This window comes from Sphingomonas naphthae (assembly GCF_028607085.1).
Lineage (GTDB): Bacteria > Pseudomonadota > Alphaproteobacteria > Sphingomonadales > Sphingomonadaceae > Sphingomonas_Q > Sphingomonas_Q naphthae.
The window spans coordinates 2,376,639-2,391,017 of the sequence record NZ_CP117411.1 but is presented as its reverse complement, the minus strand read 5'-3'; the positions used below and the strand labels follow the sequence as shown (position 1 = coordinate 2,391,017).

Below are 14,379 nucleotides of genomic sequence, written 5' to 3'. Positions count from 1 at the left end.
TCACCCCTCAGGATGCGAAGCTGGTGGAACGCGACAGCACATCCCACGCAGCCATTTCCGCCTTCATCGCGTCGATCTTGGTTTCGACGAGGCCCAGCGCATCATCGCCCAGGAACAATCGTGTCGGCGGATGATCCGCCTCGACCAGGGCGAGCAGAGCCGCCGCCGCTTTCGCGGGATCGCCGGGCTGCCTGCCGTCCTTGGCATGCCGCCCGGCGCGAATCGGATCCATGACGGCATCATAATCCGGGATGCTGCGGGGGGCACGATCCATCGACCGCCCCGCCCAGTCGGTACGGAACTGGCCGGGCGCCAGGGCCGTGACCCGGATGCCGAACCCCGCCACCTCCTTGCCGAGCGCCTCGGAAATGCCCTCCAGCGCGAACTTGCTGCCGCAATAATAAGCGATTCCCGGCATCGTGATGAACCCGCCCATCGAGGTGACGTTGACGATATGGCCACGCCGCCGTTCGCGCATCCCCGGCAGCACCGCCTTCATCAGCGCGACTGGACCGAACACATTGGCGGCGAACTGCCGCTGGAGATCATCCATGGAGGATTCCTCCAGAATACCCTCATGGCCATAGCCGGCGTTGTTCACCAGCACGTCGACCGGCCCGGCCTGTTGTTCGGCAGCGGCCACGGCCGCGTTTATCGCGTCGAAGTTCGTCACATCGAGCAGAAGCGGGTGGGCACGATCCGGTGCGAGCGCCGCGAAGGCTTCGGCATCGTCCGCGCGTCGCACCGTGCCGATCACCCGATGGCCGGCCGCCAGCGCGCCTTCGGCGAAGGCCCGGCCGAGACCCGAACTCACGCCGGAAATAAGGAAAGTCCGGGATGGGGTGACCATGATACAACTCCGCGCTGGCTCGGTAATTATATCATGATATAGATACGGCGGTGACAGGAAACAAGATGGAAGCGCCCGCCGGTGTGCGTGGAGAGCCGTTGCGCCGGCGCGTCCTCGACGCGGCGGAGCAATTGCTTCGGCAGGGCAGGGCTGATTTCTCGATGCGGGATCTCGCCGCCGAAGCCGCGGTCAGCTTTGCCACGCCATTCAACCAGTTCGGCAGCAAGGCCGCGATCATGCACGCCCTGTCCGGCCGGCGCATCGACACGATGGAGGCGCGCTACGCTGCCGTGCCGCGCCGCGAAAAGGCGCCCGGGCGCGTGCTGCTGGCGATGGAAATAGCGGCGACGGTGATGGTGGAGGCGCCCGAGGTCAACCGAACGGTGATGGGATGGCTCGGCGCTTCCAGTGGCGCGTCCGGCCAGGCCCTGACCCGCTCGACCGCCTTATGGGCCGTGGCGTTGGGCGCGGGCGACGGGCTGCACGCCGCACGAAGAGCGCAGGCGCTCCGCGACCTCCCCGGCCAACTGGCCATCGCCTTTCGCGGCGTGCTGTCGTTCTGGACGGCGGGAGAGATCGGCGACGAGGCGCTTGCCGAGAAGGCCCGCGACATAGCGAAGGCCCTGTTGCTCGGCCTTGCCGAAGAGCGGCACATGGGCTCGTAGCTGGACGACAGAACGACCCCGCAGGTAGATGCCGGCGAGCCATTCGCGTTGGCGGACCTGCGCGTGATTTTCAGCCTGGTCGCGCCAGATAGTATCGCTCGCAAGCGCCTGCCACAATGCCCGAGGACGGCTGCCTGAGGGCGCGTTGGAATAGCAGATGCGGGGGCCGCAATCTGCCGCGCCATCGGCATCTGGTGCATTGCTCTGGCGGCGCCGCTGTCAGCTTTCCAGCGGCCAATTGTCGATGACATCGACGAAGCGGGACAGCCAGGCGTTGGTCTGGTGTCCGTCGACGACGCGGTGGTCGATCGTGAGCGACACATAGGCCATCGGCCGGATCTGGATGGTATCGACGCCGCCCACCTCGCGCACGACCACGCGCTTCTCCAGCTTGCCGACGCCCAGGATGGCGGATTGCGGCTGGCTGATGATGATCGGGATCGCGACGAGCGAACCCGACACGCCATGGTTGGAGATGGTGAAGGTGCCGCCGCGCATGTCGGCGGGCTGGAGGCGATCGCCCCGGGCCTTGGCGGTCAGCTCTCCCAGCCGCGCGGCGATGCCGCGGAGCGAGAGTTCCTGCGCCTTGTGGACGACGGGCACGACGAGACCCTTGTCGCCGAGGGCGGTGCCGATCCCGATATTGACGTCGCCGAAGATGTCGAGCCGGTCGTCGTACCAGCGGGAGTTGATCGCCGGCGCGGCGCGCATCGCCTCGACACAGGCGGCGATGAAATACGCGGTGAAGGTCAGGCCGATGCCGTCCTTCTCGAACGCCGCCTTGTGCTTGCGGCGATGCGCCATGATCGCGGAGAAATCGGCCTCGAACACGGCCGTTACGTGCGGGGCGACCGTCACCGAGTTCAGCATGTTCTCTGCGATGGCGAGCCGCATCCGGTTGTGCGGGATCGACTGGACAGCGCCGGAGACCGGGGCGGGGGAGGGCGGCGCCGCGATCCGCTCGGGGACAGGCGCGGAGACGGGCTCCGCCGGCGCCTGCGCGCGCGTCGCGACGGCGCGATCGACGTCGGCACGGGTGATGCGGCCGTTGCGGCCGGTGCCCTCGATACGCGCCGGGTCGATCGCCGCTTCCTTGACCGCGCGGCGGACGGCCGGCGACAGAGCGGTGTTGCGCTCGCCGGTCGGCTGCGGGGGCACAGGCGCCGGGCGGGGCGCTTCGACCGGCGCCGCCACGGGCGCCGACTGGGCCGCCTGCGCGACGCCGAGCCGACCCAGCAAGGCGCCCGGAAGCGCCTCGGCGTCCGTATCGAGCAGGATTTCGGTCAGCACGCCCGCCGCCGGAGACGGCACCTCCTGCGTGACCTTGTCGGTCTCGAGTTCGACCAGCGGGTCGTTGATCGCGACCGTGTCGCCGATCTTCTTCAGCCACGATCGCACGATCGCCTTGGTGCCTTCCTGCTCGCTCGGCACGAGGATGTCGGTCATGTTCAGAACCCCACCAATTCTTCGATCTTGGCGCGGATGCGCGCCACCGAGGGGACAGCCCAGTCGAGCAGCACCGGATTATGCGGGCTGGGGATGTCGGGCATCGTCAGCCGGGCGACGGGCGCGTCGAGATCCATGAAGGCCTTGTCCGCCACGACGGCGGCGATCTCGGCGCCGAAGCCGGCGGTCTGCAAATCCTCATGCACGATCAGGCAGCGCCGCGTGCGGCGGACCGAGGCCAGGACGGCGTCCGAATCCCACGGCATCAGCGTGCGAAGATCGATCACGTCGGCGGACAGGCCCTCGGCGGCCTCCTCGCAACGATGGACCATCGCCCCCCAGGTGACGATCGTGATGTCGTCGCCCGATCGGGTGGTGCGCGCCTTGCCGAAGGGCAGGGCGAAATCGTCGCCCGGCCAGGGGCGGCGCGCCCAGCTATGGTCGAGCATGTTGCGATGCTCGAAGAAGATCACCGGATCGTTGCCGCGCAGCGACGACCGCAACAGCCCGACGGCATCCTCCGCGTTCGACGGCACCGCGACCTTCCAGCCGGGCGTATGGACGAAGGCCACCTCGTTGGTCTGGCTGTGCCACGGGTCGCCGCACTTGAAATAGCCGCCGGGGATGCGCAGCACCATCGGCGCGGCGAAGCGGTTGTTGGTGCGCCAGCGCATCGAGCCGCAATCGTTGATCTGCTCGGTGGCCGGCTCGGCATATTTGCGGAACTGGATCTCGGGCACGGGCATCAACCCCGCCAGCGCCATGCCGACCGCGCGGCCGATGATCCCTTCCTCGGACAGGCTGGTGTCGAACACGCGCCCCTCGCCATATTTGTCCTGGAGGCCGAGCGTCACGGCGTGGACGCCGCCCTTGGGGCCAACATCCTCGCCGAACACCACGACGCGATCGTTCAGCGACATCTCCTGATCGAGCACGCGGCGGATGGCGGTGACCATGTTGATCCGCTGGCCTTCCGGGGCGGCTTCGGCGGTCGTGGCGGGCGCCGTATAGCCGTGGGTCCACTGGCCGCCGACCGCCTGCATCGTGCCGGCCTCGTGAAAGACGTGGCGGATGACCGTCTCGGGATCGGCGGGCGGGCGCGCCTCGGCCTCCTCGCGCGCGGTTTCGGCGGCGGCTTCGGCACGGGCCTTGATCTCGGTCCACTCCGCCTCGTCGATCAGCGCGGGGACGAGGTAGGATTCGAGCTTGGGCAACGGGTCGCGCGCCCATTCCGCCGCGACGAATTCCTCGGACTTGTAGGTCTGCGTATCCTGGAAGCTATGGCCCTGGAGGCGCGGCACCGTCAGGCGCAGCAGCACCGGCCCGCGCCGCTCGCGCACATGCGCCATCGCCTCGTCGATCAACCGCGAGGCTTCGGCGGGCTCGGTGCCGTCGCCGGACAGGATCGTGAGGCCCTGCCAGCCGGAGAGGTTGCGGCTGATATCGCCGCCCGGTGTCTGGTAGGTCGAGGGCACGGAGATGCCGTAGCCATTGTCCTCGATGTAGAAGAGCATCGGCAGCTTCTGGGTCGTGGCGATCGTCAACGCCGCCCAGAAGCCGTTGGTCGCGACCGAGGCCTCGCCGCCCAGCACCACGGCGATCGCATCGTCGTAAGTGTCGTCCTTCAGCACGGTGCGATAATATTCGATCGCCTGCGCCCAGCCGGCCGTCGGCGTATATTGCGCGCCGACCCCGCCGCACATCGGCAAGGCGGAGGCGCCCCGCGGATTGGGATAGTTGAACACCACGCCGATATCCCGGCCGTCCGAGTAGCCGCCGGATCGCCCCATCGACGAGGACAGCGCATCGACCAGTGGCACGCCCAGCGAGAGAAGCATCGGCCGAGAGCGATAATAGCCGCAGGTCGCATCATTGGCGCGATCGAGCCGCTGGCCGAGCAGCACCTGCGCCATGTCGTGGCCACGCGCGGAGAATTGGTACAGCACCTTCTTCTCGGGGACGAGGCGTTGCTCCTCCATCGCATCCAGCGCACGCGAGAGATGGACGGTATAGGCGACCGCGCGCCAGTCGCGATCCGCGCCGGGCGCGTTGCGCTTCAACCCATGTGAATCGGCCGCAGACCGTTCGGGCGTGATCGCCACCTCCATGCAGAACCGCTCCCCTATAATTAATTAGCCGTCCGGTCGGACGATTATTTGTTAGTCGAATGGCGTCTGGCGCGCCAGTGAAAATTTATGATTATAAAACATTGTCTTAATACGATTTCACACAGGATCATCAATCCGAGATACAATCGAAAAAGGTGATCGTTCGTTCAAGCTCGGCCGAATTTTGATGACCCTGAAACCGAATATCCGCGCGTGTCCGATGATGTTTATTTTACGCACCAACCGTGCAAAGCCATCATGCGGCAAAATGCAAAATTATTGCGCCAATATGCACATCACGCCGAAGGATCGGGTGGTAGCTGTCCCTCACAATTATAAGTCTTCGGGAGATGGATGGCTATGAAAGCGGAACTGCGGCGCCGGCGTCGTGCGATCGTTTGGGCGATGATGGCGGGTGGAGCGGTGGCGCCGTTGCACGCGCAAGTCGCAAGCCCTGAGCGCGGTGCTTCCCGCCCGGATGCGGGAGCGGAACTGGGCGAGATCGTCGTTACCGCACGCAAGCGTGCTGAGACTTTGCAGAATGTCCCGATCTCCGCCGCTGTCGTGACGGGCGCGGCCATTTCCAATCAGGGTATCAGTACCATCCAGGATCTGACCCGCACCACGCCGGGCGTCCAGCTCAGCCAGGGTACGGTCGCCAACCGGCAGATCGTGCGCGGCATCGGTTCGGGCGACAATCCGGCGTTCGAGCAGTCGGTCGGCACTTTCATCGACGATATCTACCATGGCCGCTCGCGCTCTTCGGAAGGGGCATTGTTCGATGTCGAGCGGGTGGAGGTCCTGAAGGGGCCGCAGACCACCTATTTCGGGGCGAACGCCATCGCCGGCGCGCTCAACGTCGTCACGCGCGATCCGCGCGACACATTCTCGGGCGATATCCGCGCGCTCTACACGCCGGTCTTCCGGGGTTATCAGATCGAGGCGGGCGTGGACGTGCCGGCGACCGAGACGCTGTCGATCAGGCTCGCGGGGCAGGCGAATGGCGGCCGGGGCTGGATCTATGACACGGCGACCGGCCAGCATGTGCCGCGCACGCGCAATTATGCCGGTCGCGCCACCCTGTTGTGGAAACCTTCCGACGTGCTGACCGTGCGTCTCAAGGCGCAACATGGCGACTCGCGGCAACAGGGCGGCCTGCCGATCGTGCGTGGCGAATGCCCGCCATCGGCGGTGTTCGGGCCGCCGACGGGCTTCTGTCTGGCGGCGATCAACGCCGGCGCCTCGCCGGCCTCGGCCGATTTCGAGCGCGCCAGTTCGGCGGGGCAACGCATCCGGCTGAAGACGGATGATTTCGTCGGCACGGTCACCATCGACGCCGGCCGTTTCACGGTGACCTCCGTGACCGGGTACAATCGGTACAATTACGATCTGCGATCCGATCTCGATACGACCCCGCTGCCGCTTCTCGGCCTCCAGAACCCTGAGAAATACCGCCAGTTCAGCCAGGAGATGCGGATCACTTCCGACGCGAGCGGGCCGATCGAATATCTGGCAGGCGTCTATTACCAGCACAGCCGGCTGAACCCGCGCCAGATCCTCACCTATGGCTTCCTGACCCCGGCGATCACCGCCAATCCCGGGCTCGCGGCACTCCGGCCCTATCTGCCGCTGGCGATCGACAACGCCTATGAGGAAGAGGCCGATACCCATTCCATGTTCGGCGCGCTGACGTGGAAGCCGGCGCCGGGCCTTCAGGCGACCGGCGCGGTGCGCTATTCTCTGGTGGACAAGGATTTCACGCGCACGATCGGGCTGGGCACGGGTTCCTTCGCATATGCCATGCCGATCGCGCTGCCGGCCAACGTGGCGCCGGTGGGCGCCGCCTTCGCCGCCGGGGGCGGGCTGGCCGTCGTGGGCAGCACGGCTCTCCGCCGCACCGACGATCATCTGTCGCGATCGGTGAGCATCCAATATGAGCCGAGCCGCGATCTCATGCTGTACGGCCGTTACGACAATGGCTTCAAATCGGGCGGCTTCAACGGCATCGACCAGACCAGCACGGCTGCGCTTCTTTCCTTCGCGCCGGAAAAGGTGAACGCCTTCGAGGCCGGCGCCAAGACGCGCTGGCTGGATGGGCGGGCGACCTTCAACGTCGCGCTGTTCCGCTCCAAGTTCAGCGACCTGCAATTGTCGGGCATCGCGCCGACCAGCAACGGGGCCTTCGTCAATCGGGTCCAGAATGCGGGTGGCGCCGTATCGCGCGGTATCGAGGTGGAGACGTCGCTGCGGCTGCTCGACAGCCTCCGCATGTCGCTCTCCGGCGCCTATCTCGACGCGTATTACACCCGCTACGCCAACGCGACGCCGACCGCGCAGCAGACGTTGCAGGGCCTGCGCTTCCAGGATCTGTCGGGTGCGCGGCCACCGCTGGCGCCCAAATGGTCGGGCAATTGGACGATCGATTATCAACTGCCGATCACCGATGGCCTCAAGCTGCGGCTGACGAACACCTTGTTCTATAAGAGCGGCGTGTTCCTCAATCCCAACAACGATCCTTTTGCCTACCAGCGGGGCTATGCGCGGGAGGATCTGACGATCGCGCTGGCCAGCGACCAGGGCTGGGAGGTGGCGGTGATCGGCAAGAATCTGACCGACCACACCATCCGCAGCTTCGGCGCGCCGGTGCCGACGAGCCTCGGCAGCTACGTGTACATCACCGAACCGCCCCGCAACGTCTCGATACAGCTGAAATATGCCTTCTGAGGCCGGGGTGGCGCCCTCGCCCAAGGCCTGCACGCTGAACGTCCCGGATTTCCGCTTTGCGGACGGGACGGCACTGGCCAATCTCCATCTGTCCTACTGGACGATGGGAACGCTCGCGCCGGGGCGGGATAACGCCATGCTGCTCTGCCACGGTGCCAGCGGCGGCAAGGATTGGGCGCTGCCATATTGCCAGCCGGGCGGGGCATTCGATCCCGACCGGCATTTCCTGATCTCGATCGATATGCCGGGGGGCGGGGGATCCTCCCGGCGCGGCAGCGACCCGGCCTTTCCGGCCGAATATGCCATCGGTGACATGGGTACGGCGGTCGTCGCCCTGCTGGACGCGCTCGGTATCGAGCAGGCCCGCGGCTTCGCGGGGGCATCGATGGCGAGCCTGATCGGGATCGATCTCGCCTATCGCTACCCCGATCGCATCGGCGCGCTGGCGCTGTGGACCGGGGCCCACCGGTCGGACGGCTTCGTCCGTGGCGTCGCCGATGCGTTGCGCGGTGTGCTGGCGCTGGATCAGACGCCGGCCGGGTTCCGCGCCGCCGCCGCCGCCTTTCTGCCCGCGCTCTACGGCCGGCGGACGGTGGCGGAGATGGCGGCCGCCGACGTCGCCGCGCTGCTCGACATGATCGCCGCGCAATGGGCGCAATCGTGGCGGGCCGACGAATTGTCGGCGCGCTATCGCGCGGTCGGCCATTGCGATCTCGCGCGGGTGCATGGCGGCATCGACCAGCTCGCCACTGGTATCCGCTGCCCCCTGCTGTTCCTGCAATCGACCAGCGATCAGGTGTTCGATCTCGCCGAAGTCGAGCGCTTCGTCGGGCAAGTGCCGTTCGCAACACTCAAGGTGATCGAAACCGGCATGGGCCATCTGGCGCCGTTCGCGCCGCCGGGTAGCGCCGAGTTCACCTTCTTCGATCAGAATACCGCACGCTTCTGGCAGGACACCGCCCCATGCTGACCGACATGCCCGCCGCCGCCTCGGCGGGGGCCGCCACCATCGGCGCGCGACTGGACGCCCTGCCGACCACGCCCTTCCACCGCCGGCTGGCGGTGGCCGTGAGCTTCGGGCTGCTGGTCGACGGCATCGACGTCTATCTCACCGGCGGCGTCACCGCAGCGCTCGTGCGAGATGGCACGGCGACGATGAAGGGCGCGGGGGCGATCGCGATCGCGACGGCCGTCGGGCTGGCCATCGGCGGCTTCGTCAGCGGCCAGCTGGCGGATCGGGTCGGCCGGCGCTGGACGATGCGGGCGACCCTGCTGCTCGTCCTGATCGGCGGCATCGGCGCCGCCCTGTCCACGTCACTTCCGCATCTGCTGGCCTTCCGCTGCCTCACGGCGATCGGGCTGGGGGGCGAGACGATCCTGGGCTACGGGATGATGAGCGAGTTCGCCCCGCCGGCACGACGGGGGCGCTGGCTCGCCCTGCTCGGCCTTGTCGCGAATTGCGGGATGCCGCTGGCGCTGGCGATCGGATATTTCGTGTTGCCGCTGCCGGATGGCTGGCGCTGGATGCTGGCCATTCCCGCCGCGCTGGCGGTCGGCGTGTTCGCGGTGCGCTGGTCGCTGCCGGAATCGCCCCGCTGGCTGGAGACACGCGGTCGCGGGGACGAGGCTCGACGCATCGTGACGGCCATCGAGGCACAGGCAACGTCGCGCGGCGGCATCGCTCCGCAACCGGCCGCACCGCCCCTCGCGGGCCCCTTGCAGGGCGGCACCAACGGGCGCCGCCTGGCGGCCGCGATCGCCGTCAACATCGCAATCATGAGCGCCATCTTCGGCTTCGTATCGTGGCTGCCGACTTTCTTCGCCTCCTCGGGCCGCGACATCGCCGGATCGGCGCTGTTCGCCGGAATCCTGTCGCTGGGTGCCCCGGTGGGAACGGCGATCGGGCTCGTCATCACCGACCGGATCGAGCGCAAATGGGGGGTCGTGGTGACGGCGATCAGCGCGGTCCTGCTGGGCAGCGTCTATGCCTTTGCCACGAGTGACGCGGCGATCATCGGTCTCGGCCTGCTCGTCATCACGAACATCTACATCTTCGGCACGCTCGGCGTCGTCGGCTACGTTCCCGAGCTGTTTCCCACCGCCACCCGGATGCGGGCGATGGGGATCGCGGCGACCCTGGGCCGCATGGTCGTGATGGTTCTGCCCTTCGCGATCGTGCCGCTGTTCGAACGGTGGGGGCAGATGGGCGTGCTCGCGATGATCGGTGCGATCCTGCTGGCGGCGGCGGCGATCGTGGCGCGTTACGGCGTCGTCACGCGCGGCCGGTCGCTGGAGGCGCTGTGATGTCGCGGCCGATGACGATCCGCCAGCATGACGATCATGTCGAGATCGTGCCGCCCCCGAGCGCCATCGCCGCGTTCGACCCGCTCGTCGCGCAGGCCCGGCGGCCGGTCGACACCTTGCCTTCCGTCGCCGAGATGCGCGCGGGCGCAATCGCCTTCGGGCGGGGGCCGCTGGCCCGGTCGGCGGGCGAAGGGGGGCGGGCCGAGGACGTCGACGCCGCCGGCCTGCCCTCCATGTGGTTTCACCCGCCGACGGCGTCGCGCGGGATGGTCGCCCTGTATCTTCACGGGGGCGGCTACGTCTGCGGCAGTGTTGCGGCGCAGGCCGGCACCGCCGCCGCCATCGCCGAGGCTTTGTCGATGCCGCTGCTGGCTCTGGGCTATCGGCAGGCGCCCGAACATCCCTATCCGCAGGCCGGCGAGGATGCCTGGGCGGGCTTCCGCTGGCTGCGCGCCCGAACCGACGCACCCATCCTCCTGATTGGCGATTCCGCCGGTGCCTATCTGGCTCTCGCGACCGCCGCGCGCGCGGCGCGGGCCGGCACGCCCGCGATCGGTGCGATCGCCTGCTCCGGCTGGTTCGATCTCGCCATGCGGGCGGCCAGCTGGGAAGCGAACGAGGCGCGCGATATCGTCTCGATGGCGATGGGGCGGATGTTCATCGGCCATTACCTCGCCGATCAGATCAGCGTGCCGGACGGCGCGCTGCTGGGCGATGCCGAGCTTGCTCTGCTGCCGCCCACGCTCATCCAGGTCGGCGGGCATGAGATGGCGCTCGACGATTCCTTCGACATCGCGGCACGGGCTCGCGGTCTCGGGCGCGAGGTCGCGCTGGAAGTCTATGCCGGCATGCCGCACAATTTCATGAAGTTCGCCGGGCCGGCCGGCGATTGCGCGGTGGCGCGCATCGGCGAGTGGGCGGCGCGCCTGTCCGCCTAGGCTGAGCGCCGCGCCTTGCGCCAGGCGCTCGGCGTCATGGCATAGGTTGTCCGGAACCAGCGTGAGAAGACGCTCGTGCTGGAGAAGCCGAGCTGGTCGGCCACGTCGGCGAGCGGCCAGTTCCAGCCGCAGAATTTCTCGGCAAGGTGCTGCCGTGTCTCCTGAAGCAGCGACGAATAGGTCTTTCCCAAGGCAGCGAGGCGGCGGCCGAGCGTGGCCCGGTCCATCGCGAGATGCCGCGCCACCCGCGCCGACGAGCATCGCCCGGTCGGCAACATTGCGGCGATCAGCCCGGACACGGTTTCGGCGAAATCGCCGCGCGATCCATTCTCCAGCGCGCGCACATAGCTTTCGGCATGTTGCCGCAGCATCGGCGGGCTGTGCGAAATCTGCCGCCGCAGATCGGCCGAGGTCAGGATCAGTCCGTCCAGGCTCATGCCGAACTCGACCGGGCAGCCGAAAACCTGCTTTTGCGGCAATGGGTTGCCGGGCGCGGGGTGTGAGAAATAGACGGCGGCGGGCGACCAGTCCTTGCCGATCAGCCAGCGCAGGGTCTGCAATACCCCGCACAACATCATCTCCGTGGTCTGCGGCGTGCCGGCCATCGCGGCGGCAACCACAAGGCTCCCCCTCAGAATCGGAAAGTCGTCGGCTTCATCGAGGCTGATCCGCATGCTGCGCGAATGGACGTGCAGATAGCTCTGCAACGACCGCAACGCGCTTCGGACATCTGGCTCCTCGTGCAGCAGCAGATTCAGCGGGCCGAGATCGGGCACGCCGCGGGCGAGCGCCAGCCGGATCCCGAAATCCGTAACGCCCGCTTTCATGGCGGCGAGTTCGATCGCCTCTGTGGCGCGGGATGCCGACACCTGCATGTTCGGCACGATCAGGCATCGTGGATCGAGCCCGACGCATTCCAGCAATTCGGTCGGGTCCAGTCCGAGCGACCGTACCGTGGCCGAGTAGGACGACAGGATGACGTTCGGGATGAGGTGAACGGGTGAGTCGGTGGTCGACAGGCGCATCTGGCACCCGATATCACCTTATCGGCGCAAGGCGCATGCCTCGACGATCTGGTCCGTGGGTGCTGTCAGTCTAACGCGAACCGCTCTCCACATGATTATGTTCGGTCTATGAGAGCAGATGTCTAGGTGTTTGATCCCACGGTTTGATGGTGCGATCCTTTCGCTGAAATGGAAGGAAGCCGTATGGGACAAGTTCGTCATGGGTGCGCCACGACCACGCACGCCGTCCGAGCAGCAATACAGCGATCGCAAGCTTCGCTCGCGACGCTGAGCCGGGAGTTGGAGGACGTCAGAGCCAGACCGGTTCATCGTCAATCCGATCCACCAGATGCCGAGACTGAACACCTAGTCGCGTCCCAAGACGCCTCCCACCGCTTCGCGGACCTTGGCGATCCCAAATCGCCAGGCTTGGGCGACATCGACATGCGGCATGGCGGGTATCTCGTCGGGATCGACGACAGCGTGCAGCACGGTCGGGCCGGGCGCGGCGAGGAAGTCGCGGACGGTGGTCAGCAACGTGGCTGGATCGCGCGCGGTGTAGCCGGTCGCGCCGCAGGCCCGCGCGAAGGCGGCGAAGTCCATGTTGGGAAAGCTCGCGCCATCGGCGGCCGGCACGCCGGCGCCTTCCATCTCGAGATGCACCAAGCCCCAGCGTCTGTTGTCGTAAACGACCACCTTGATCGGCAATTTGTGTTCGACCGCCGTCATGAACTCGCCGATCAGCATCGTGAAGCCGCCGTCGCCGCTGTGGAGGATCACCTGCCGGTTGCGATCGAGTGCCGCCACACCGTTGGCGAGGCCGAGGCCGGTGCCGACGGCGGCGTTGTTGAACGATCCGGTGATGCGCTGGCGGCCGGTCTGCCGCATCCAGTTGGCGGCCCACAGCGTCACTTCGCCCGTATCGGTGACGAACACCGCATCGTCGTCGGCCGCGTCGCTGATGGCGCGGGCTACCGCCTGCGGATGAATGCGGTCGGCGCTGCGGGCGGGATCGGCCTTCTCATCGAGCATTTCGTCCCATTCGCGGCGCGCCGCGCTGGCCTTGGCGAAGAAGGCGCCATCCTCGCGTTGGGCAAGGCGGTCGAGCAGCATCGTCAGGGCCGGACGGACCGAGCCGACGATGCCGAGGGCGATCGGTGCCCTGCGGCCGAGAGCGAAGGCGCGTTCGTCGATCTGAACGACGTTGCCGTGCCGCGGCAGGAAGTCGCCATACGGATAATCGGTACCGAGCATGAGGAGAAGATCGGCTTCCTTCACGGCATCGACCCCTGCGCGGCTGCCGATCATTCCCACGCCGCCGATCCAGTGCGGATCGCGATAGGACAGCAGTTCCTGCGCCCGGTAGCTATGCATCAACGGAGCCTTCAGCCGATCGGACAAACGGACTAGCTCCGCTTCGGACCCACGGCAGCCCGCACCACAGAAGACCGCGACGGTCTTCGCCCTGTCGATCAGAGCCAAAGCGGCGGCGATGTCATCGGCCGCCGGTGCGATCTCTGGACGGGGGCGCAGGGTGGCGAGGCTCGGCACCGAATGCGGCACCTTGGCCGAAAAGACGTCGGGCGGAATGTTGAGATGCGCTACCCCGCGCGCGCCATAGGCTTCGGCGATCGCCTGATGGAATACGGCCGGTGCCTGGGCGGCCGCGGCTACGGTCTGGGTGTAGACCGCCACATCGCGGAACAGCAGGTCAGGCGTGTCCTCCTGTAGATAATCGGTGCCGCGCAGATTGGAGGGGACGCCACCCGATATGGCCAGCACCGGGGCATGGTCCTTGCGGGCTTCGTAGAGCCCCGCGACGAGATGGTTGCCGCCGGGGCCGGTGGTCCCGCAGCAGACGCCGAGTTTGCCGGTCAGCTTGGCCTGACCTGCCGCCGCCAGCGCCGCGCCTTCTTCATGGCGGACGCCGATCCACTCGATGCGATCCTGCCGGCGGATTGCATCGGTGAACGGGTTGAGCGCGTCACCGACGATCCCGAACACTTGACGGACGCCGATTTCGGCCAGGGTTTCGACGAGCAATTCGGCGACGGTGAGGGACATGGAATACGCTCCGCTACAGGGATCATCGAATGCCCAGAACGCGCAAGCGCCGCTTTCGTGCTGGCACGCGATGGGGATCTGGCGCATTTTTGCCCGCGTCGGATGGCCGCCCTGGCCGAACTCGACGATCCTGGCGCGGAAACGGGCAGATCGCCGGACGTCCATGGTTCAGCAATCCGCGCGAAATGCGGCAGATGCCGACCTCGGCTACGACAGGCCATATTTGGCTGGGTTCCAGCGCCGAAATGGGTCGTCAGGCGGATCATTTCGGCTCTC

General features: G+C 67.1%; 10 protein-coding genes and 1 pseudogene. 6 read left to right on the top strand and 5 right to left on the bottom strand.

What is annotated here, in order from left to right; translation table 11 throughout:
- Positions 1-7: 7 nt before the first annotated feature.
- Positions 8-850, bottom strand: coding sequence for an oxidoreductase (locus tag PQ455_RS11420; protein WP_273686206.1), 843 nt, complete (start codon positions 848-850; stop codon positions 8-10).
- 65 nt (positions 851-915) lie between these two features.
- Here PQ455_RS11420 and PQ455_RS11415 point away from each other — a divergent pair, with 65 nt between their 5' ends.
- Positions 916-1,515 (top strand): TetR/AcrR family transcriptional regulator, encoded by a 600-nt coding sequence (locus PQ455_RS11415; protein ID WP_273686205.1) that lies wholly within the window; start codon positions 916-918, stop codon positions 1,513-1,515.
- Between the two features lie 219 nt (positions 1,516-1,734).
- Here the strand turns inward: PQ455_RS11415 and PQ455_RS11410 are convergent, their stop codons facing one another.
- Entirely contained in the window at positions 1,735-2,961 is a 1,227-nt protein-coding gene (locus PQ455_RS11410) for a dihydrolipoamide acetyltransferase family protein (RefSeq protein WP_273686204.1), read from the bottom strand.
- A gap of 2 nt (positions 2,962-2,963) precedes the next feature.
- Positions 2,964-5,069, bottom strand: a complete 2,106-nt coding sequence (locus PQ455_RS11405; RefSeq protein WP_273686203.1) for an alpha-ketoacid dehydrogenase subunit alpha/beta — start codon at positions 5,067-5,069, stop codon at positions 2,964-2,966.
- 354 nt (positions 5,070-5,423) lie between these two features.
- On the opposite strand from PQ455_RS11405, the gene PQ455_RS11400 reads away from it, so the two are divergent.
- The 4 genes from PQ455_RS11400 to PQ455_RS11385 are packed head-to-tail and all read left to right on the top strand — an operon-like array spanning position 5,424 to position 11,035.
- A complete protein-coding gene (locus PQ455_RS11400; protein WP_273686202.1) occupies positions 5,424-7,793 on the top strand; it encodes a TonB-dependent receptor in 2,370 nt (789 codons plus the stop codon).
- Positions 7,783-8,763, top strand: a complete 981-nt coding sequence (locus PQ455_RS11395) for an alpha/beta fold hydrolase (RefSeq protein ID WP_273686201.1) — start codon at positions 7,783-7,785, stop codon at positions 8,761-8,763. Before PQ455_RS11400 ends, PQ455_RS11395 begins: the two co-directional genes overlap by 11 nt.
- Positions 8,757-10,097, top strand: coding sequence for an MFS transporter (locus PQ455_RS11390; RefSeq protein ID WP_273686200.1), 1,341 nt, complete (start codon positions 8,757-8,759; stop codon positions 10,095-10,097). Before PQ455_RS11395 ends, PQ455_RS11390 begins: the two co-directional genes overlap by 7 nt.
- Positions 10,097-11,035, top strand: a complete 939-nt coding sequence (locus PQ455_RS11385) for an alpha/beta hydrolase fold domain-containing protein (protein WP_273686199.1) — start codon at positions 10,097-10,099, stop codon at positions 11,033-11,035. The genes PQ455_RS11390 and PQ455_RS11385 overlap by 1 nt, the downstream gene beginning before the upstream one ends.
- On the opposite strand, the gene PQ455_RS11380 is transcribed toward PQ455_RS11385, so the two are convergent.
- Positions 11,032-12,060, bottom strand: a complete 1,029-nt coding sequence (locus PQ455_RS11380; protein WP_273686198.1) for an AraC family transcriptional regulator — start codon at positions 12,058-12,060, stop codon at positions 11,032-11,034. The genes PQ455_RS11385 and PQ455_RS11380 overlap by 4 nt on opposite strands.
- A gap of 183 nt (positions 12,061-12,243) precedes the next feature.
- Between PQ455_RS11380 and PQ455_RS21070 the strand changes: the two are divergent.
- Positions 12,244-12,339 (top strand): annotated as a pseudogene (locus PQ455_RS21070) (IS481 family transposase); the annotation flags it as partial.
- Positions 12,340-12,405: 66 nt separating this feature from the next.
- Here PQ455_RS21070 and PQ455_RS11375 read toward each other — a convergent pair.
- Positions 12,406-14,103 (bottom strand): thiamine pyrophosphate-binding protein, encoded by a 1,698-nt coding sequence (locus tag PQ455_RS11375; protein WP_273686197.1) that lies wholly within the window; start codon positions 14,101-14,103, stop codon positions 12,406-12,408.
- Positions 14,104-14,379 lie beyond the last annotated feature (276 nt).